Here is a 19882-nt window from a genome sequence, read left to right on the forward strand (position 1 = left end):
GCCCATTAATAATGGGCCTTTTAATATGTATCGATATTATAAGTAGTTTGGCGGGTCTTCCGATGCAGCGGCGGAGTTATCAACGTTATCGGTTTCGGCTTCAACTTTGAATGCATGTTGAGTGAAATAGCGTTTATCTTCCCAACGGAGCATGGTTAAGTCACCGCCCCAGCAACAACCCGTATCAAGCCCATAAATACCTTCCGGAACACCTTTACCTTCCAGTGATGCCCAGTGACCAAAAATAATCGAATATTCAGGATCAACAAGTCTTGGCAGTTCGAACCAAGGTTTAAGTGGGGCAGGGGCATTATCTGGCGTATCTTTGCAGATCATATCCAACTGCCCATTAGGGAAGCAGAAACGCATACGGGTCAGTGCATTGGTGCTAAAGCGCAAGCGCGCCAGCCCAGTCAATTCGGGTGACCAGTTGTTCGGCATATCGCCGTACATTGCATCAAGGAATAGTGGATAGCTGTCACTGCTTAAGACTGATTCGACTTCACGAGCACACATCTTGGCGGTTTCGATATCCCATTGTGGTGTGATCCCCGCGTGGGCCATGATCAATTTTAGCTCGTCATCAACCTGTAAAACCGGCTGGCGACGTAGCCAATTAATCAATTCGTCAGCATCAGGTGCTTCTAGCAGCGGCGTGATTCGATCTTTAGGTTTATTGCGGCTGATGCCCGCAAAAACGGCCAGTAAATGCAGATCATGGTTACCCAGAACCATGCGAACGGCTGGTCCTAATGAGCGAACATAACGTAAAACATCCAGTGAAGCTGGGCCACGGGCGACTAAATCACCGGTTAGCCACAAAGTATCCTGCTGCGGATCGAAGTTGACCTGCGCCAATAGCGCAAGCAACTCATCAAGACAGCCATGAACATCGCCAATAAGATAAGTAGACATAGTTGAGGTCAGGATTAATGGATCAGTGCTGGGATCGCTAAGCGGAACACCGGAATTGCAGTACGGAAAGCCTGACCAAGGTGGTCAACCATCTCATAGTGCCCTTCCATGGTACCCAGCGGGGTTTCTAAAACAGCGCCGCTGGTATATTGAAACTCATTACCTGGCAGGATCAGCGGCTGTTCACCGATGACCCCTTCACCCTGAACTTCAGTCTGCCGGCCATTACTATTAGTGATTAACCAATAGCGGCCCATTAGTTGCACATTTGAACGACCTAAATTACGAATTGTCACGGTATAGGCAAAGACGAAACGTTCTTCATCAGGTATCGATTGGGTTTCCACATAGATACTTTGCACCTGTACACAAACGCGAGGCTGTTCAATCATGATGTGCTCCTGCTTATTCTTGCGGTGTCGATTGGGCTGAAAGCCAGTTCGCCAGCTTGCAGTACTGTGCTACCGAAATGTTCTCTGCCCGCAATATCGGGTCAATGCCTAATTCGATTAACTGCTCAGCAGTGAATAGATCACCTAAGCTGTTACGCACCGTTTTTCTGCGTTGGTTGAATGCTTGCGTGGTAATACGGGTAAGCATACGCACATCACCCACCGGGTTTGGCATGTTTACATGTGGAATCAAGCGCACCACGGCCGAATCAACTTTCGGGGCTGGAGTAAATGCAGTTGGCGGTACTTCCAACACGGGGATAACGTTGCAATAGTATTGCGCCATTACGGTCAAACGGCCATAAGCTTTACTGTTAGGCCCTGCAACCAAGCGGTTAACGACCTCTTTTTGTAACATGAAATGCATGTCACGAATAGCATTAGTATAGCTGAAAAGATGGAACATCAGCGGGGTGGAGATGTTGTATGGCAAGTTACCAAACACCCGCAATGGCTGCCCAGCAAGCTCTGCCAATTCAGCGAAATTAACCTTCATCGCATCTTGTTGATGGATGGTGAGCTTGTCTTTCAACTGAGGATGGCTAGCCAGTCGAGCGGCTAAATCACGATCCAGCTCGATCACCGTCATACGATCCATCCGTGCTGCGACTGGCTCGGTTAGTGCACCTAAACCGGGGCCGATCTCAACCACCGCTTCACCGGGAACGGGGTGGATAGCAGAGACAATGCTGTCGATGACAAACTGATCGTTTAAAAAGTTTTGTCCAAAGCGTTTGCGGGCAAAATGCCCTTGGTGGACTCTATTATTCATTGCTGTTATTTATCATTTTAATGGCTAAGTTTAATGCCGTAATGAAACTGCCGACATCGGCAGATCCAGTTGCGGCGAGTTCTAAAGCGGTACCGTGATCCACCGAGGTACGGATAAAAGGCAAACCGAGAGTGATATTGACGGCGCGGCCAAATCCTTGATATTTAAGCACCGGTAGCCCCTGATCATGGTACATCGCGAGCACTGCATCGGCGTGTTGCAGATATTTGGGCTGAAATAGAGTATCTGCGGGGAGAGGGCCGATAAGGTTTATCCCCTGCTGACGTAATGCATTCAGCGCAGGAATAATAGTATCGATCTCTTCATGGCCCATGTGACCCCCTTCACCCGCATGAGGATTAAGCCCACAGACATAAATCTGTGGCTGCTTAATGCCAAATTTGGTTTTCAGGTCATGATCAAGAATAGTGATGACTTCGTGCAGGCTGGCCTGAGTGATGGCTCCAGGTACGGCCAACAAAGGTAGATGAGTGGTTGCCAGAGCAACTCGTAGCTCTTCTGTTGCCAGCATCATCACCACCCGCGGGCAGAGGCTGCGGTCAGCAAAGAACTCGGTATGCCCGATAAAAGGGATACCGGCGTCATTGATAATGCTTTTTTGTACCGGGCCTGTCACCAGTGCGGCAAATTCGCCGCTTATCGCGCCATCACAGGCTTTTGCCAAGGTTTCCACAACATAGTGGCTGTTATTGACATCAAGCTGACCTGGTGTCACTTCGGCCGCTGTTTTCACGGGCAAAATAGTGAGAGTACCCGCTTGTTGTGCCTGCGCTGGCTGACCGTGCTGATACTCACGTAGCTGCAAAGGCAAATTTAGCTGGCTGGCACGTGCAAGTAGCAAGGCCGGATCAGCGCACACCACTAACTCAACAGGCCAATCCTGTTGAGCCAGGGCGACGACTAAATCCGGCCCAACCCCGGCAGGCTCGCCGGGGGTAATGACAATACGATTATTGTGGTTGTGCATTACTACCATCAAGAATTTTTACGTAAGCAGCAGCACGCTGCTCTTGCATCCAGGTTTGCGCTTCTTCAGCGAACTTACGGCTAAAGAGCATACGATACGCACGATCTTTCTGCGCGGCATCAGTTTTATCGACCTGACGGGTATCGACAACCTGAATTAAGTGCCAGCCGAAAGAGGAGTGAACCGGTGCGCTGATTTCGCCTTTTTGCAGTTTCATCAATGCATCACGGAACGCAGGATCATAAATGTCTGGTGATGCCCAACCCAGGTCACCCCCTTGCACCGCAGAACCTGGGTCCTGAGAGATCTCTTTGGCAATATTGGCGAAGGTTGTTTTTCCGCTTTTAATGTCAGCCGCTGCAGCGGTTAACTTAGCGCGCGCCTGATCGTCAGTCATGACGGGTGAGGGTTTAAGCAAGATGTGACGCGCGTGAACTTCAGTCACGGAAACCGTTTTATCTGCACCGCGGATATCATTCACTTTCAGGATATGGAAGCCAACACCAGAGCGGATAGGGCCAACCACATCACCCTTGTTTGCAGATTGCAATCTTTCAGCAAACAGTGAAGGCAGTTCCTGCAATTTACCCCAGCCCATCTGGCCGCCTTTCAGCGCTTGAGAGTCAGCGGAGTTGGCGATAGCCAATTTACCAAAATCAGCGCCACCTTTAATGTCGGATACCAATTTGTTCGCTAATTCTTCTGCCTGATCAACTTGCTGCTGAGATGGATTCTCTGGCAGCGGGATCAAAATGTGGCTGAGGTTTAGCTCGGCATCACCACTGGTTTGGTTACCAATCTGTTTGGCCAGCGATTCAACTTCCTGCGGCAGGATGGTGATCCGGCGGCGCACTTCGTTGTTACGCACTTCGGAAGTCAGCATCTCTTTGCGGATCTGCTCGCGGTAAGTGTCGTAATTCAGACCATCTGCCGCTAAGCGACTGCGCATTTGGGCAGGTGTCATGCGGTTTTGTGCCGCAATATCCGCAATGGCTTTGTCTAGCGCTTCGTCACTGACGGTAATGCCCATTTTATTAGCCATCTGCAACTGGATACTATCCATAATCAGACGTTCAAGAATCTGATGGCGCAGCGTTGCATCGTCCGGAACCTGTTGCCCGGCCTGCTGTGCATTCAGCTTCACTGACTGTAACAGGCCATCGACGTCACTTTGCAGAACGACGCCGTTATTGACCACGGCGGCAACTTTATTAATTTCTTGTGGTGCTGCGAACGCGGTATTGGCACAGACAACCAATCCGAGAATAAGCGTTCTCCAGTTCTTCATACCTTTTCCATTTATGTAATCCGCTTTTGCGGGTTAAAATTCACTGTATTCAGTGTGTTACACAGTATCAGAATGCACTTTGATAAGGCAGAATACCTGAGCGCAGCATTTGTGCAGTCCCCAGGCTATGGTCACTACTCAGACCCCGTAACTCGATGTTAAAACTGATTGTGTTATCGTATTTACTGGCTTCATTTTGTGAGTTCCAGCCAGTGATTTTACGCTCATAACCCAAGTTTATCGCCCAACAACAGGTGTTGTATTGTACGCCAAGGAGCTGGCTGGCGGGCTGATTGGCTTTGGTATCGTAGTAATAAGATCCTACCAACGCCCAGCGGTCGGCAATTGGCCAACTGGCAGTAGCACCAACCTGAGATATACCCTGCTGATAACCGGGACTTTTCACGTTAGATACTGCTGCCTGAATATATTCAGGGCTGGCATAGCGATAATTCAATTGAATCATACGCTCTGAGTCCTTCCTATACTCCATTACCGCGTTACCTAGGGTTAAATTCCCTAAACGAGTATCATACTGCGCACCACCTTTCAGACCAAACTGATCGCTGATTCGCCAGAATGTGTCGCCAGCCCAAACAAGGCTACCGGTATCATCACTGTTATCAATCGTTTCGCTATTACCTGTACGCGAACGGCTGAAGTAATAGATTTGACCCACAGAAGCATTAAAACGTTCAACCAGTGCATCATCATATATGCGGGTGGTTAAACCGGTGGAGACCTGATTCGCAGACGCGATGCGGTCTAGTCCACTATAGGTACGGTCACGGAACAGGCCAGAGTAGTCCGACTGCATCAACGTGGTGTCGTAAATATAGATATCATCCTGATTCCGGTAAGGAACGTAGAGATATTGTACGCGCGGTTCTAGCGTTTGGGTGAAGCCTTCGCTCCAATCCATTGGCCGATCAAATACTACTTTGCCATCAACTTTAAATTGCGGCATCACTCGATTTACCGAGTCTTTTAGATCAGGGGCCGTTTCAGCGTTATTCGCACGGGAATAATAGCTGGCGAAACCCGTCGGGATATCTTGCTGGTAATGGGTCGCCAATAATTTGGCTTCGGTATTCAAGCTACCCCAGCCATTGGACAGTGGCAGGTTAATTGAAGGTTCAATATGGAAACGGCTGGCTTCCGGATTCTCTGGGTTAACACTGGTGAATTTGGCGGCTTGACCATAGACATGCAGGTCAAACGGGCCGACATCATTTTTGTAGTAGTTCATATCCAGCTGTGGCTGGGCGCGGTAAGCATTGCTATTACCGGCGTCAGTGAACACCTGGAACTGTTTGGAGGCCAAGGTGGCATCCCAGTTCTGGTCGGCATAGCCAACGCTGAATATTTGCGTGGCATAGCCATCCGTGGTCGAACCATATCGCGACGTTAAATCGGTGAAGTAATCCGGATCACTCACGCGGGTATAGTTGACGTTGAAACGCCAGACTTTATCCATCACACCGGAATGGCCCCAGTAGTATAACCAGCGCGTGGAATCGTTATCAGTACCATCAGTGCCATGATATAAACGGTCACTCGGCAACCAATCTAACGCCATGGTACCTGAGCCAGGTGCCAGCAAGTAGCGGAACTCATTTTGCCACTGCAACCCACGCCGCTCCATATAGTGCGGGGTAATGGTTGCATCGAAGTTAGGCGCAATATTCCAGTAGTACGGCAGCATAAATTCGAGGCCGTTGTTACTGGTGTATTTAGCGTTAGGGATCAGAAAACCTGAACGACGTTTGTCGCCGATCGGCAACTGCATGTACGGGCTGTAGAACACCGGTACTTTGCCAATTTTAAAACGGGCATTCCAGATTTCGGCCACTTCTTCTTCGCGGTCATGTATGACTTCTGAACCCACGACGCTCCAGCTATTATCACCCGGCAGGCAGGAGGTAAAAGTCCCGTTTTCCAGAATGGTATAGCGATTCTGACCACGTAATTTCATCAAATCTGCATCACCACGCCCCTGACGACCCACCATCTGATATTTACCTTTATCCATATCAGTGTCTTTGGTATTCAGGTTTGACCAGCCTTTCGGGCCTTTTAGCTTGATTTGCGGATCGTCATAATTAACATCGCCAGTGGCGGTGACAGTACGCACCGGGATAGCTTCACCGGTTTTTTGTACTTGTGTCAGCTCAACCTGATTGGCGGTTAGCGTGCTATTACCTTGCTGGACAACAACATTGCCAGTGAACAGCGCGCTATCCGGGTAATTAGCTTCGGTTTTATCCGCATTAATGCGGACCGGGAGCTGATTCGGATCGCCCGTGACCAATGGCTGATCATAGGTAGGTACACCGAGCATACATTGCTCAGCAAGGTCAGCCAGCGATTGCTGGCTATATAGTGCCGTCCATATCAATGTGGCCAGCAGTGTTGGGAATCTTTTTTTCATACGCGGTTTTGGTGTTCCGTCATCGGGGGGCATCATGCCGGCAAACGGTCTGAGACTATATTACTCATCACAGTTGCGCTAGTGTTAAATCCGGCCGCTTACACGTCTCGCTGTTAGGCGCTGAGCTGAATGCCGAGTATGATAATGCAAATTTTGACTGACGGCATGATGAATTGAGGAGTATATGCAGTATTGGGGAAAACTGCTCGGTCTGGTACTGGGTTTAATGTCAGGTACTGGTTTCTGGGGTGTGGTACTGGGGTTGCTTGTCGGCCATATGGTAGACAGGGTGCGAAGCACGAAGCGCCGCGGCTATTTTGCCGATCAACAAACACGACAATTAATTTTTTTCCGCGCCACTTTTCAGGTTATGGGACATTTGACCAAGGCCAAAGGGCGAGTGACGGAGGTTGATATTCAGCTTGCCAGTCAATTGATGGATAGAATGCAATTGCATGGCGAGGCCCGAGCAGCGGCGCAGCAAGCCTTCCGTGAGGGGAAAGAGAGTGGATTCCCGTTGCGTGAAAGATTGCAGGAGTTACGTGGCGTATGCTTTGGTCGCTTTGATTTAATTCGGATGTTTCTGGAAATTCAGTTGCAGGCCGCTTTTGCCGATGGTTCATTGCATCCGAATGAGCGGCAGGTGCTGTATGTCATCGCTGAAGAACTGGGGATCTCCCGTGGTCAGTTTGATCAGTTCCTGAGCATGATTGAGGGTGGTCGCCAGTTTGGTGGACACGGCGGATGGCAGGGTCAGCAGGGGGGATACTCTCAAGGTGGCTACCAGCAAGCGTCGAATGGCCCAACACTGGAAGATGCCTGTAAAGTGCTGGGGGTGAGTAGCACTGACGACAGTGTGGTCATCAAACGTGCTTACCGCAAGTTAATGGGGGAGCATCATCCAGATAAATTGGTGGCGAAAGGTTTGCCGCCAGAAATGATGGAGATGGCAAAACAAAAAGCCCAAGAAATTCAAGCTGCGTATGATTTGATTAAGCGCGAGAAGGGATTTAAGTAAGCTTGGCTGATTTCATCTAAAAGATGCCTGTTTTCAGGCATCTGAGCTTATTGACAAAGTGCCAGAGGCGGAGAGAACAGGCAGATCGTAAAGACGCCGTAAAATCATCCCTGATGGCTCGAGCCGCGCCCTCCCTGGCGCGGACGCTTTACTCTTCCGCCGGTCCTCACCGTTCCCGAGCGAGTCATCGGGGTTTGTCAACGGTCTGAGATGCCTATTTTCAGGCATCTTTCTCTCCAGGTAATGATTTAAAAGCACATTAGAATATTTACAATTGAGTTATTATCGCTGGGCTGAGAATCAGTATGGGTTCCGCAATATCAAGCCAATTGACATTTATCATGCCATCTTGTGGGGTATAAAAGGTTGCCATTGCCGTAGGCAATGAATTTTGAGCTTCTGAATCAGCTGAACAAACACTATTATCTGCTGTTATTAGCGCAGGGACATATTGGTGATGTGCTTCTTTAATATTATCAAAACTGACCTTGGAATCATTTAGCCCCGCTTTATTTTTCTGCTGTGGGACATAAGCGCCAAGCTTGCTATAAAACGTTTTTGAATCCAAAGCCCCAAAAGATACGTCACGTTGATATATTATATCATCATCAATAGAAATTTTAATTAAGGGGTGATCGCGATGCATAATTATCTCAATGGTGAGGTGGTAATATTCATCTAACCCGATTCTCTTTAACGATTTCTCCTCATGATTATAAGATTTATCACCCAGCTTCGTAGAGTCATAATCAGGATTAACGGTGTTTACTGCCGCGACTAGCATGCCATCTTGTTGGATATGTAGCGAGAATGGGGGGCGGTCAGCACCCCATGTTTTCATACTGCCACCCAGTTCTCTCACTTGGAATAGAACGAGATCTTTATGTATTGATTTTGCTTTAAAATCAAATTCATATATTGATTCTGCTGCAACTGTAATGGGTTTGAAGTTAGAGATCTCCGCACGATAGTTACCCTGTTCTTTGGGTAAGTAAAACGTGATGTCATTATCACCTGATTCGTGCTTTGGCTGGATAGTGATATGTTGTGATTCTAGTGCTTTGGTACTTTCTTTGGTTCTTTCCGTGCTGGTTGTGGTTCTTTTGGGATGCCAGTTTTGTGTATTAGTGTTCATGCTGACCGAATATCCCGATAATGCCTTTACATTACTTTGATCAAATCTATGTATATGGCTTCTGATTTTTTCTCCTTTAAGGAGGACGTTTTTTTCAGGGTTTTCAGTACAGGCTGTTGCAGTAGACATAATAATATTCCTTCATTTCATCAGTGTTCGATGGAATATTATTACTCGGCTTACTATCTCATTATTGTTTTATGTTCTTAAATATATTATTTCTAATGGTTAACGTCATATTTAAAAGCCATAAGCACAATTAAAAAGAAATATCCTAAAAACTAATAAATATCAAAACTCTGCTTCACATTTAAAATGCATCACCGTGCCAAACTCTGGGTGAGTAATACATAATTCCTGTGCATGTAACTGCAACCGAGGTGCCATTGCTTTGGCTTCAGGATGGGCATAGAAGCCATCGCCGAGGATCGGATGACCTATCGCCAGCATATGGACCCGTAACTGATGTGAGCGACCTGTGATGGGGGATAACTTCATTCGAGTGCTGCCATCCGGGTCCCGCGATAGCACCAGATACTCAGTTTGTGCTGACTTCCCAGTTTCATAGCAGACTTTCTGTTTTGGCCGATTTGGCCAATCGCAGATTAAAGGTAAGTCAATTAGGCCCTCATCTTGTGCCAGATGGCCCCATACTCGAGCGATATACGTTTTTTTCGGCTCACGCTCACGAAATTGGCGCTTAAGTTCGCGCTCAGCGGCCTTGGTCAACGCCACAATAATCACACCACTGGTTGCCATATCTAGCCGATGAACAGATTCAGCCGTCGGATAATCGGCCTGAATACGGGTCATGACACTGTCTTTATTCTCTGGCGCGCGACCGGGTACGGAGAGCAATCCGCTCGGTTTGTTGACCACCATAATGTGCTCATCTTGATACAGGATATGCAGCCAAGGATCACGTGGGGGATTATAGGGTTCCATTTTTTATTCCAAAAAAATTCCAGAAAGTCATTAATGGGGGATCCGTAGAGCAAAACCCCGCTGGAGGAAAACCGGGCGTCCGATCCCGGTTCTCACTCTTGGGATTACTGGTGAGTGACCACCACCAAGCGAATCGCGTCTAAACGCCAGCCCGCTTGATTTAGACTTTCCAGTACCAATTTACGGTTATGTTCCAGTGCTTCCAGCTCATCATCACGAATATTGGGGTTAACCGCTTTCAGGGCTTCCAAACGTGCCAGTTCAGCACTCAACTTATCGTCAGCTTCGTGCTTAGCGGCATCAATTAACAGCTGTGCTTGCTCTGCAACCAGTACCTCTGCCTGCTGCAACATGGTGTGAACCTCTTGCTGCACCGCATTGACCAGCTTGCTGGAGGTGTGGCGGTTAACTGCATTCAACTGGCGGTTAAAGGTTTCGAATTCAACCTGTGCCGCCAGATTGGTGCCGTTACGATCCATCAGCATCCGCACCGGAGTCGGTGGCAAGAAACGAGTCAGTTGCAGGTGTTTCGGCGCTTGCGCTTCGACCACATAAACCAACTCAGCTAGCAAGGTGCCAACAGGCAATGCTTTGTTTTTCAACAAAGAAACGGCGCAGCTGCCGGTGTCGCCAGACAGAATCAGATCCAGACCATTGCGGATGATCGGATGTTCCCAACTGACAAACTGAGCATCTTCTCGCGACAGTGCTTGTTCGCGATCAAAGGTGACGGTACAACCATCTTGCGGCAGCCCAGGGAAGTCAGGTACCAGCATATGGTCAGATGGCGTCAGCACGATCAGGTTATCACTGCGATCTTCTTGATTGATCCCAACAATATCGAACAAGTTAAGGGCAAAACTGACCAAATTGACGTCATTATCTTGATCCGAAATGATCTGCGCCAACTCCTGCCCATGCTCGCCGCCGTTGGAGTGCATCTCCAGCAGACGGTCGCGGCCTTGTTCCAACTGAAGTTTCAGCTCTTCATGTTGCTGACGGCAAGTGTGGATAAACTCATCCAGCCCCTCTTGTTCATTCGGGGTCGCCAGATAGCCAATCAATGTTTGATAGCCGGTGTCATAAATGGTGCGACCCGTCGGGCAGGTGTGCTCGAAAGCATCCAACCCTTCGTGATACCAGCGTACCAGCACCGCCTGCGCGGTATTTTCCAGATAGGGCACCATGATTTGGATTTCGCGGTTCTGGCCGATACGATCCAGACGGCCAATACGCTGTTCCAGCAAGTCTGGGTTGAACGGTAGATCGAACATCACCAACTGGCAGGCGAACTGGAAGTTACGCCCTTCGGAACCGATTTCAGAGCAGAGTAGTACCTGCGCGCCATCTTCTTCAGAGGCAAAGTAGGCAGCGGCACGGTCGCGTTCAATCAGCGACAAACCTTCATGGAACACTGCGGCGCGGATAGCTTCTCGCTCACGCAGCACTTGTTCGAGCTGCAATGCCGTGGCAGCTTGTGCACAGATAACCAGCACTTTCTCGCCACGATTGGCAATCAGATAGTTAAGCAGCCACTCAACCCGAGGGTCGAAGTTCCACCAAGTGGCATTTTCACCTTCAAACTCCTGATAGATCTGCTCCGGATAAAGCATATCTTTGGCGCGCGCTTCCAGTGTTTTCTTGGCACCCATGATGCCCGACACTTTAATCGCTGTTTGGTACTGAGTCGGCAATGGCAGCTTAATCTGATGCAACACGCGGTGCGGGAAGCCCTTCACCCCATTACGGGTGTTACGGAACAAGATCCGGCTGGTGCCGTGTCTGTCCATCAGCATAGTCACCAACTCTTTACGGGCGGCTTCGCTGTCTTCACTTTGGCTATTAGCGGCTTTCAGCAGTGGCTCAATATCTTGTTCAGCAATGAGTTCGCCCAACAGATTCAGCTTATCGTCAGCCAAGCGCTCGCCACCCAGCAGCAGTGTCACGGCATCAGCGATCGGGCGATATTTCTGCTGCTCATTGATGAACTCTTCGTAGTCATGGAAGCGATCAGGATCGAGCAAACGCAAGCGAGCAAAGTGGCTCTGTTGGCCCAATTGCTCAGGAGTTGCGGTTAACAGCAAGACGCCGGGGATATGTTCAGCCAATTGCTCAATGACCTGATATTCACGGCTCGGCGCCTCTTCGCTCCACGCCAGATGGTGTGCTTCATCCACCACCAGCAGATCCCAAGCGGCATCCGCCAACTGTTCCAAACGCTGCTTATTGCGGCGTACAAAATCCAGTGAGCAGATCACCATTTGTTCGGTTTCAAACGGGTTGGTGCTGTCTTGCAAGGCTTCGGAATAGCGGCTGTCATCAAACAGCGAGAAGCGCAGATTGAAGCGGCGCAACATCTCAACTAACCACTGATGTTGCAGGCTTTCTGGCACCACAATCAGTACGCGCTCAGCACGGCCCGCCAGCAGTTGCTGGTTGATAATCATCCCAGCTTCGATGGTTTTACCCAAGCCCACTTCATCGGCCAGTAATACGCGCGGTGCATGGCGCTGTCCCACTTCATAAGCGATATGTAGTTGGTGTGGGATCAGGCTGGCACGGACGCCACGCAGGCCGCTCCATGGCAAGCGGAACTGCTCACTTTGATACTTACGGGCACGGAAACGCAGGGCAAAACGATCCATGCGGTCGATTTGGCCAGCAAATAATCGATCCTGTGGTTTGCTAAAAGTCAGTTTGCTATCGAGCAACACTTCACGCATTGAGACGCCGGTCTCTTCTGTATCCAGACGGGTGCCAATATAGGTAATCAGTCCGTTTTCGTGCGTCACATCTTCCACTTTCAGCTGCCAGCCTTCGTGGTGAGTGATGGTATCGCCCGGATTGAACATGACGCGGGTGATTGGCGAGTCATTTCTGGCGTAAAGGCGGTTTTCACCGGTTGCGGGGAACAGTAAGGTGATCATGCGTACGTCGATGGCAACGACAGTACCTAATCCAAGTTCGCTTTCTGTGTCGCTGATCCAGCGTTGACCAAGTGTAAAAGGCATAAATTATCGGCTCGATTTTTTTGTTGGACAGTTATGAGTAGAAAAGTGTTTGTCTGTGTGATTGATGCGAATTTTGGCAAGGGCGCTATGGTAATGGAAGGAGCGCGCGGCGTCACCTGTAAAACAGCTGAATTACGATTAAAATAGCCCCATTTGTCCGGTGATCAGCGTTGTGAAGTCATCGTGCATGAACGGAAGTATAGCGTCAGCCACCGGTTGTAGCTGACGGGTCAGGTAGTGATCGTAATCGATGGGGGATTGGCGGGTTTCCAGTGGCTCGGGACCCGCAGTGGTCATGACGTAACTTATCCAGCCGCCATTTTGATATTGCAACGGGCGACCCTGCTGGCGGTTAAACTCATCCGCCAGACGTGCTGCTCTGGCGTGTGGCGGCACATTGCGCTGATAGTCGTCGAGCCGCCGACGCAGGCGTTTGCGGTAGATCAACTGCTCATCCAGCTCACCATTCAGGGTACGCGCCACGTAATCGCGCACATAGTCCTGATAGGGCTGCTGCTGGAAAATCCGCAGGTATAACTCCCGTTGGAACTGCTGCGCTAGCGGCGTCCAGTCGGTGCGAACGGTCTCCAGCCCCTTGTACACCATCTGATCGCCCGTGGGGGTGGATATCAGTCCGGCATAGCGTTTTTTGCTACCTTGCTCCGCGCCACGGATGGTGGGCATCAAAAAGCGCCGATAGTGGGTTTCAAACTCCAGCTCCAATGCGCAGGGCAAGTTAAAGGTTTGCTGGATATGGTTTTGCCACCATTGATTGACGTGCTGAACCAGTTCTTTGCCGATGCGCGATGCCTGCGCTTCGCTATGGGCATTTTTCAGCCAGACAAAGGTTGAGTCGGTATCACCATAAATCACCTGATAGCCCTGTGCTTCAATCAATTCGCGGGTTTGACGCATGATCTCATGGCCGCGCAGGGTGATGGATGAGGCTAATCTTGGGTCGAAGAAGCGGCAACCGCTGGAGCCAAGTACGCCATAAAAGGCGTTCATGATGATCTTCAATGCTTGCGATAACGGCTTGTTTTGCTGACGTTTTGCCGCCTCTCTTCCCTGCCAGATCTGATTGACGATCGCGGGCAGGCAGTGCTTCTCGCGCGCGAACCAGGCCCCGCGAAAACCCGGTACCGAGTGCTCATCATCAGGCTGCTGCATACCCGCCACCAACCCCACCGGATCAATAAGAAAGGTGCGGATAATCGAGGGATACAGACTTTTATAGTCGAGCACCAGCACCGAATCATACAACCCGGGCTGAGAATCCATCACAAAGCCGCCGGGACTGTGCTCCTCCGGTAGCTCACCTAAATTGGGGGCCACATAGCCGATACGGTGCATCCGTGGCAGATAAAGGTGAGTAAAGGCCGCGACTGAACCGCCGCTGCGATCCGCTGCCAACCCGGTGACAGTTGAGCGCTCAAGCAAGAAGCTCAGCAGCTCGGTTTTGGCAAAAATCCGCGTCACCAGCTCACAGTCTTTCAGGTTATAGCGGGCCAGTGCAGGTTTATCATTGGCGAAGCGATGATTGATCTCATCCATGCGTTGATAGGGGTTATCGCTGGCTTTCCCTTCACCCAGCAAGGTTTGCGAGACAGATTCCAGACTGAAAGAGGGGAAGTTCCAAGTGGCAGATTTCAATGCTTCGATGCCATCGATAATCAGCCGTCCGGCCGCCGAAGCAAAAAAGTGCCCCTGCTTAAAGCCATGTTCACGCCACTCCAGCAGGTTACCGCCACGGCCAAAGCGCAGCGGGATCTGATAGCGATCCGCGTGTTTTTGCAGCACACGCAGATCAAATTGCACCAGATTCCAACCGATAATGGCATCGGGATCATACCGCTCCAGCCATTGATTCAGCTTTTCCAGCAACAGCGGGCGGCTGGCGACATACTCCAGATTGAAATCCAGCACGGCAGATTTACATGCTTGAGTTACGTCATCGCCATTGGGCGGCCCGAGCATGTAAACCTGCCGCTGACCGCAGCCCTCCAGACCAATGCAATAAAGCTCGCCGTGTTCGCTGGTTTCGATATCCAGTGACAGCAGTTTTAGCGTCGGTCGATACTCCTCTGCCGGTTTCATCTGGGTATTGAGCAGCGGGCCGTTGCCGTTGTCATCACCGCTAAACCAAACTGGTGCGGTAATAAAGCGCTCCATTAGAAAACGTTCGGGCGGGCGAATGTCACCTTCATAGACATTTACGCCACTTTCCCTGAGCAGTTTTTCCAAGCGAATTAACTGGCGATGCTGAGTGCAATACAGCCCCAGTACGGGGCGATGATGGAAGTCAGTCAGCTCAAGGGGGCGCAGTTGCCAGCGGCGTTCATCACGCAGCAGGGTTTCAGCCCGCTGCCGTTGTTCGGCCGGGATAAAGGCGACCGATGGCTGAGGTGGCAGTCTGACGTGCTGCGGCCCTTCATCGGTGGCTAACCAGAATTCAACTTCGGTGCCTGCCTGCGTGTCGCGCCAGTGGCGGGTGAGCAGGAAGCCCTGGCGGGAGTGCCCCATGATGCTACCTTTAATAAAGAGATGAATAATACTTGGTAGGCTAAGTTCTTTAGTATGGGTATTTATACAGTAATTGTCTATTTCAATGATGATTCGCCATTCGACCTGTATATACCCAAAGTCATTGGCGTTGCAGGTAGGCAGCCAGTGAGCTCATCCCGATGAGCTTACTTAAGTCAGTGATTCGGGTGAGTGGGCGCAGCTAACACCCCTGCGGCTTCAAGGAGGAAGGGTATAATTTGTCGATTGACTCATTTCTCAATGGGCCGGACAATCCCTCGCGCCTCAAACCGGGTTGTTAACCAACGGAAAAATTTATGGAAGCCTACTTACTACATTTACTGACGCAATCTCTGGCTTTCGCGCTATTTGTCGTCATGATCGTGACTTTTCTCGAATCTTTAGCGCTGGTGGGGATGCTACTGCCCGGCACCATCATGATGACCACCGTCGGGGCGCTGATTGGCAGCGGGGAGATGGATTTTTATTGGGCTTGGGCCGCCGCGACCGTCGGTTGCCTGACGGGGGATTGGCTTTCGTACCTTATTGGCCGCCGTTTCAAAGAGCCGCTGCACCGCTGGTCTTTCCTGAAAAAGCATAAATCGATGCTGGCGAAAACCGAACATGCGCTGCATAACCACAGTATGGCCACGGTGCTGCTGGGGCGCTTTATCGGCCCGGCACGGCCTATCGTGCCAATGGTGGCGGGGATGCTGAATCTGCCGCCGGCAAAATTCGCGCTACCCAATGTGATTGGTTGCCTCACTTGGCCGCCCATCTATTTCTTCCCCGGCATCTTGGCCGGTGTTGCCATTGATATCCCGCCGAGCACCAACAGCTTTATGTTTAAGTGTCTGCTTGCGGCCGTGGTGCTGCTGATTTGGTTGGCGTGCTGGTTATCATGGCGCTGGTGGCGTTTTGATAAACGTAGCCCCGATCGCCTGAACAAGTGGCTACCCCTTGCCCGACTGCGTTGGGTGACGGTGTTGGCGATTGTGGTGGCGATCGCCAGTTTTGTCTGGCTGCATATGCAGCCGATTATGCCGGTTTATCGGCATCTGCTGTGGAAGGTGCTGGGTGGGGGCTAATACCCAGCACACTGGCTTCGGGTGCGCTGCCATTGACCAGTGCTTGAGTCGGGCCGTCGTAGTAGATGTGGCCATCGACCACTAACAAGGTGCGATCGGCGATGCGCGCGGCATCCTCGAGGTTGTGTGACACCATCAACAGCGTCAGTTGGCGTTGGCGGCATACCTGATCGACCAATTGCAGCATTTCATTGCGCAATGCGGGGTCTAGCGCAGAAAATGGCTCATCCAACAGCAAGATCGGCTGGCTGCGCACCAAACAGCGCGCGAGTGCTGCCCGCTGGCGTTGGCCGCCGGAGAGCTGCGCGGGTAGGCGGTCAAGGCACGACTCCAATCCCACTTGCTGGGCAATCTGGCTGAGTAACTGTTTTTGCTCTTGATTGAGTTTCAGCCCCGGATGCAACCCCAGTCCTATGTTCTGCTCCACATTGAGGTGCGAGAACAGATTATTCTCCTGAAACAGCATTGATACCGGCCGTTGGGCGGGCGCAGTGGTGGTATGATCGCGATTATTCAGCCACATACGGCCACTGGCTGGCGTCAAGAAACCGGCAATCAGGCTCAGTAGGGTGCTTTTACCTGCGCCACTCGGGCCAAGGATCGCCACCCGCTCACCGGGCTGAATGTGCAAATCAAAGCGCATCGGTAAGTGGTCGTATAGATAGGTGATTTTCTCAAGCTTTAACATGGCGGCTCGGCAGTCTTTCAATCAGGGTAAACAGCAGGAAGCAGAGCAGCAGCAGCAGCAAGGCGGTGACTGCGCCATCGTTGCTGCGATAAGAACCTATCTGCTGATAGAGATAAAATGGCAAGGTGCGGAAGTGCTCGTTACCAAACAGCGCCACCACGCCAAAATCGCCGATAGAGAGCACACTGGCAAAGGCCAGCGCTTGCGCCAGCGGGCGCTTCAGGGCGCTTAACTCAATATAGCGCAAGCGGTGCCAGCCGCGAATATCCAGAGATAAACAGAGCGGCGTATAGCGCTCCGCCAAGTCGCGCATCGGGTTATCCAGCACTTTCAAAGCATAAGGCACCGCCATCAGCGCATTGGTCAGGATCACTAGCGCGTAAGGGGATTGCGGTAAGCCCAGCGTATCGTTTAGCAGCAAGAAGAAGCCGGTCGCCAGCACAATGCCCGGCATCGCCAGAATCACCATGCCGCTCACCTCCAGCGCTTGCCCGTAAGCCATCTGCTGACGTAGTTTCAGCTCACGGCTGCTCCACAGCAGCATCATGGTCAGGGTCACACAGAGCAATCCAGCGCCAATGGCGATAGTCAATGAGGTGAAAAAGGCTTGCCAGAGCGGCGGTTGCTGCAACACGGTCACTATTGTTTGATTGCTGCCATCAATGACGACGGCGAGCAAAGGGGGAACCATCAATAGCAAGGCCGCACCAATCAGCAGGGTATCGCTGATGCGCGACCAATAGCTGTCTTGCTGGCTGCGCCAAATCTGGCCGTGGGTATTGCCCACCGCCAGTACCGAACTCAGCCGCTGGCTCAGCACCACCAAGCCAAGGCAACAGCCCAGTTGGATCAGTGCCAACAAGGCGGCGCGCCCAAGATCATAGTCATAGCTAAGCGCCTGATAAATAGCCAGTTCGATAGTGGTGGCTTGTGGTCCACCGCCCAGTGACAGCACCGTGGCGAAGCTGGCAAAACAGAGCATAAAAATCAGCGCGGCGGTGGGCAGGATTTGGCGACGCAGATAGGGCCACTCAACCCAGCGGAAATGCTGCCAGCCGTTCATCCCCAGTTGCGCGGCGAGCTGACGTTGCTCGACGGCGATGCTCTCCAGTGATTGCAACAGTAAGCGAGTCGCCAGCGGCATATTAAAGAAAATATGCGCCAGCAAAATGCCCTGTAAACCATAGGGTGAGAAGCGATAATTCATCCCCAGCCAGCTAAATAGCCCCGCCAGCCAACCTTGACGGCCATAGACCGTCAGGATGCCGAACAGCGCTACCAATACCGGCAACACCAGTGTCATGGCGCATAAACGTAGCATCAGTTGGCGGCCCGGAAAGCGGCGGCGATACAGGGCGCGGGCCAGAAAAATAGCGGGTGTCACCGACAGCAGCGCAGAGAGAAACGCCTGCCAGAAGGTAAAGCGAATCACATGCCACAGATAGCTGTCATGCCAAATACTTTGCCAGTCTGCCGCAGGCGCATGCCGCCAAATCGCGGTGAACGCCAATAAGGCGACACCGACGATCAGCGCAGCGGCGAGCAGCCCCGGCCACAACCACGGCGGGATTAGCGGCTGACGGCGGATTGCCATGCCTGAATCCATTTACCACGGTTATCGGCCACCTCTTTGGCATCAAACTGCAATGCTTTTTGTGGCACGTTTAGCGTTTCAAAGCCCGCCGGAAGATCCATCTTAATCACCGGATACATCCAGTTGCCGGTGGGAATATGATTCTGGAAAGCGGGGGTGACGATAAATTTCATAAAGCGCTGCGCCAGTTCCGGCTGTTTGCTGGACGCCACTTGACCCGCGACCTCTACTTGCAGGTAGTGGCCCTCGCTGAAATCGGCGGCGGCATAGTTACTTTTCTTCTCTTCAATCAGATGGTAAGCCGGAGAGGTGGTGTAGCTCAGCACCAGATCTCCTTCACCTTTCAGGAACAGACCGTAAGCTTCGCTCCAGCCTTTGGTGACAGTGACGGTTTTCTTCGCCAGTTCTTGCCACGCCTGCGGGGCTTTATCGCCATACACTTTCTGCATCCACAGCATTAAGCCAAGGCCTGGCGTACTGGTGCGGGGATCTTGATAGATCACTTTCCAGGGTTCTTTGCTGCTAACTAACTCTTGCAGGCTTTTCGGCGGGTTTTTCAGTTTGTTTTTGTCATACACAAAGGCGAAGTAGCCGTAGTCGTAAGGGACAAAGGTTTTATTCTGCCAAGGCTCAGGCAGGGTCAACGTGCGGGTATCCACCTGACTTGGCGCGAATAAGCCGGTTTGCTCTGCCGCCTGTACCAGATTGTTATCTAAACCTAAAATGACATCGGCTTGACTATTTTTACCCTCCATCCGCAGACGGTTCAGCAGTGACACGCCATCTTCCAGCGCCACAAATTTAAGCTGACAATCGCACTCGGCTTCAAAGGCTTTTTTAATCGCCGGCCCTGGCCCCCAGTCGGCAGCAAAGGAGTCATAGGTGTAAACCGTCAGGGTGGGTTTATCGGCAGCAACAGCGGCAGCTGACAGCAGAAACAAGCAGAGAATCATACGTTTAAACACTTTGCACTCCTTAAGAATAAAGGTGGCAAAGGTATCTGAGGCGGTCAATAACAGCGGTGTCGAGGTGAT

The 19882-nt window shown here is 51.2% G+C and carries 16 protein-coding genes; 2 read left to right on the plus strand and 14 right to left on the minus strand.

The annotated features are described in order from the left end of the window. Window positions 1-36: 36 nt before the first annotated feature. The 6 genes from apaH to lptD form a co-directional block, all read right to left on the minus strand. Window positions 37-915, minus strand: coding sequence for a bis(5'-nucleosyl)-tetraphosphatase (symmetrical) ApaH (gene apaH, locus ACZ76_RS12285; protein ID WP_048619180.1), 879 nt, complete (start codon window positions 913-915; stop codon window positions 37-39). A gap of 14 nt (window positions 916-929) precedes the next feature. Further along, a complete protein-coding gene (apaG, locus tag ACZ76_RS12290; RefSeq protein ID WP_004715944.1) occupies window positions 930-1307 on the minus strand; it encodes a Co2+/Mg2+ efflux protein ApaG in 378 nt (125 codons plus the stop codon). A gap of 13 nt (window positions 1308-1320) precedes the next feature. Beyond that, entirely contained in the window at window positions 1321-2139 is an 819-nt protein-coding gene (gene rsmA, locus ACZ76_RS12295; RefSeq protein WP_032814549.1) for a 16S rRNA (adenine(1518)-N(6)/adenine(1519)-N(6))-dimethyltransferase RsmA, read from the minus strand. Then, the gene (gene pdxA, locus ACZ76_RS12300) at window positions 2132-3127 is read right to left on the minus strand and encodes a 4-hydroxythreonine-4-phosphate dehydrogenase PdxA (RefSeq protein ID WP_048619181.1); all 996 of its coding nucleotides are present in this window, start codon (window positions 3125-3127) and stop codon (window positions 2132-2134) included. The genes rsmA and pdxA overlap by 8 nt, the downstream gene beginning before the upstream one ends. Then, complete coding sequence (gene surA, locus ACZ76_RS12305; RefSeq protein WP_048619182.1) at window positions 3111-4415, minus strand: peptidylprolyl isomerase SurA; 1305 nt, start codon at window positions 4413-4415, stop codon at window positions 3111-3113. The genes pdxA and surA overlap by 17 nt, the downstream gene beginning before the upstream one ends. A 67-nt stretch (window positions 4416-4482) precedes the next feature. Further along, window positions 4483-6846, minus strand: coding sequence for an LPS assembly protein LptD (gene lptD, locus ACZ76_RS12310; protein ID WP_048619183.1), 2364 nt, complete (start codon window positions 6844-6846; stop codon window positions 4483-4485). Window positions 6847-7030: 184 nt separating this feature from the next. Here lptD and djlA point away from each other — a divergent pair, with 184 nt between their 5' ends. After that, a complete protein-coding gene (djlA, locus tag ACZ76_RS12315) occupies window positions 7031-7864 on the plus strand; it encodes a co-chaperone DjlA (RefSeq protein ID WP_048619184.1) in 834 nt (277 codons plus the stop codon). A 16-nt stretch (window positions 7865-7880) separates the two neighbouring features. Here djlA and ACZ76_RS19770 read toward each other — a convergent pair whose 3' ends face one another. The 5 genes from ACZ76_RS19770 to ACZ76_RS12335 form a co-directional block, all read right to left on the minus strand. Beyond that, the gene (locus ACZ76_RS19770) at window positions 7881-7979 is read right to left on the minus strand and encodes a gluconate 5-dehydrogenase (RefSeq protein WP_144413947.1); all 99 of its coding nucleotides are present in this window, start codon (window positions 7977-7979) and stop codon (window positions 7881-7883) included. 153 nt (window positions 7980-8132) lie between these two features. Further along, a complete protein-coding gene (locus ACZ76_RS12320; RefSeq protein ID WP_048619185.1) occupies window positions 8133-9128 on the minus strand; it encodes a hypothetical protein in 996 nt (331 codons plus the stop codon). A 162-nt stretch (window positions 9129-9290) separates the two neighbouring features. After that, window positions 9291-9911 carry a bifunctional tRNA pseudouridine(32) synthase/23S rRNA pseudouridine(746) synthase RluA gene (gene rluA, locus ACZ76_RS12325; protein WP_235428223.1) on the minus strand — a complete coding sequence of 207 codons (621 nt, stop codon included), beginning with the start codon at window positions 9909-9911 and terminating at the stop codon, window positions 9291-9293. Window positions 9912-10048: 137 nt separating this feature from the next. Beyond that, window positions 10049-12955, minus strand: coding sequence for an RNA polymerase-associated protein RapA (gene rapA / locus ACZ76_RS12330; RefSeq protein ID WP_048619187.1), 2907 nt, complete (start codon window positions 12953-12955; stop codon window positions 10049-10051). 138 nt (window positions 12956-13093) lie between these two features. Then, a complete protein-coding gene (locus tag ACZ76_RS12335) occupies window positions 13094-15478 on the minus strand; it encodes a DNA polymerase II (RefSeq protein ID WP_048619188.1) in 2385 nt (794 codons plus the stop codon). Window positions 15479-15795: 317 nt separating this feature from the next. Between ACZ76_RS12335 and ACZ76_RS12340 the strand changes: the two genes are divergently transcribed. Further along, window positions 15796-16566, plus strand: a complete 771-nt coding sequence (locus ACZ76_RS12340) for a DedA family protein (RefSeq protein ID WP_048619189.1) — start codon at window positions 15796-15798, stop codon at window positions 16564-16566. On the opposite strand, the gene thiQ is transcribed toward ACZ76_RS12340, so the two are convergent. Genes thiQ through thiB form a run of 3 tightly spaced genes read right to left on the minus strand, consistent with a single transcriptional unit; the run spans window position 16517 to window position 19813 of the window. Beyond that, window positions 16517-17254 carry a thiamine ABC transporter ATP-binding protein ThiQ gene (gene thiQ / locus ACZ76_RS12345; RefSeq protein ID WP_048619190.1) on the minus strand — a complete coding sequence of 246 codons (738 nt, stop codon included), beginning with the start codon at window positions 17252-17254 and terminating at the stop codon, window positions 16517-16519. The two genes, ACZ76_RS12340 and thiQ, sit on opposite strands and share 50 nt — an antisense overlap. Then, entirely contained in the window at window positions 17241-18848 is a 1608-nt protein-coding gene (gene thiP / locus ACZ76_RS12350) for a thiamine/thiamine pyrophosphate ABC transporter permease ThiP (protein ID WP_048619191.1), read from the minus strand. The genes thiQ and thiP overlap by 14 nt, the downstream gene beginning before the upstream one ends. Further along, window positions 18824-19813: a thiamine ABC transporter substrate binding subunit gene (thiB, locus tag ACZ76_RS12355; protein WP_048619192.1), complete on the minus strand. Its 990-nt coding sequence runs from the start codon at window positions 19811-19813 to the stop codon at window positions 18824-18826. The genes thiP and thiB overlap by 25 nt, the downstream gene beginning before the upstream one ends. Window positions 19814-19882: the final 69 nt, after the last annotated feature.

Origin of the sequence: Yersinia aleksiciae, from assembly GCF_001047675.1 — a bacterium.
Taxonomy (GTDB): domain Bacteria; phylum Pseudomonadota; class Gammaproteobacteria; order Enterobacterales; family Enterobacteriaceae; genus Yersinia; species Yersinia aleksiciae.

Excerpts from the sequence above, each read along its gene's own strand:
- lptD (WP_048619183.1), bottom strand. The coding sequence starts at position 6,846 with ATGAAAAAAAGATTCCCAACACTGCTGGCCACATTGATATGGACGGCA.
- djlA (WP_048619184.1), top strand. The coding sequence starts at position 7,031 with ATGCAGTATTGGGGAAAACTGCTCGGTCTGGTACTGGGTTTAATGTCA.
- ACZ76_RS12335 (WP_048619188.1), bottom strand. The coding sequence starts at position 15,478 with ATGGGGCACTCCCGCCAGGGCTTCCTGCTCACCCGCCACTGGCGCGAC.
- rsmA (WP_032814549.1), bottom strand. The coding sequence starts at position 2,139 with ATGAATAATAGAGTCCACCAAGGGCATTTTGCCCGCAAACGCTTTGGA.
- ACZ76_RS12340 (WP_048619189.1), top strand. The coding sequence starts at position 15,796 with ATGGAAGCCTACTTACTACATTTACTGACGCAATCTCTGGCTTTCGCG.
- apaG (WP_004715944.1), bottom strand. The coding sequence starts at position 1,307 with ATGATTGAACAGCCTCGCGTTTGTGTACAGGTGCAAAGTATCTATGTG.
- apaH (WP_048619180.1), bottom strand. The coding sequence starts at position 915 with ATGTCTACTTATCTTATTGGCGATGTTCATGGCTGTCTTGATGAGTTG.
- pdxA (WP_048619181.1), bottom strand. The coding sequence starts at position 3,127 with ATGCACAACCACAATAATCGTATTGTCATTACCCCCGGCGAGCCTGCC.
- ACZ76_RS12320 (WP_048619185.1), bottom strand. The coding sequence starts at position 9,128 with ATGTCTACTGCAACAGCCTGTACTGAAAACCCTGAAAAAAACGTCCTC.
- thiQ (WP_048619190.1), bottom strand. The coding sequence starts at position 17,254 with ATGTTAAAGCTTGAGAAAATCACCTATCTATACGACCACTTACCGATG.
- thiP (WP_048619191.1), bottom strand. The coding sequence starts at position 18,848 with ATGGCAATCCGCCGTCAGCCGCTAATCCCGCCGTGGTTGTGGCCGGGG.
- rapA (WP_048619187.1), bottom strand. The coding sequence starts at position 12,955 with ATGCCTTTTACACTTGGTCAACGCTGGATCAGCGACACAGAAAGCGAA.
- surA (WP_048619182.1), bottom strand. The coding sequence starts at position 4,415 with ATGAAGAACTGGAGAACGCTTATTCTCGGATTGGTTGTCTGTGCCAAT.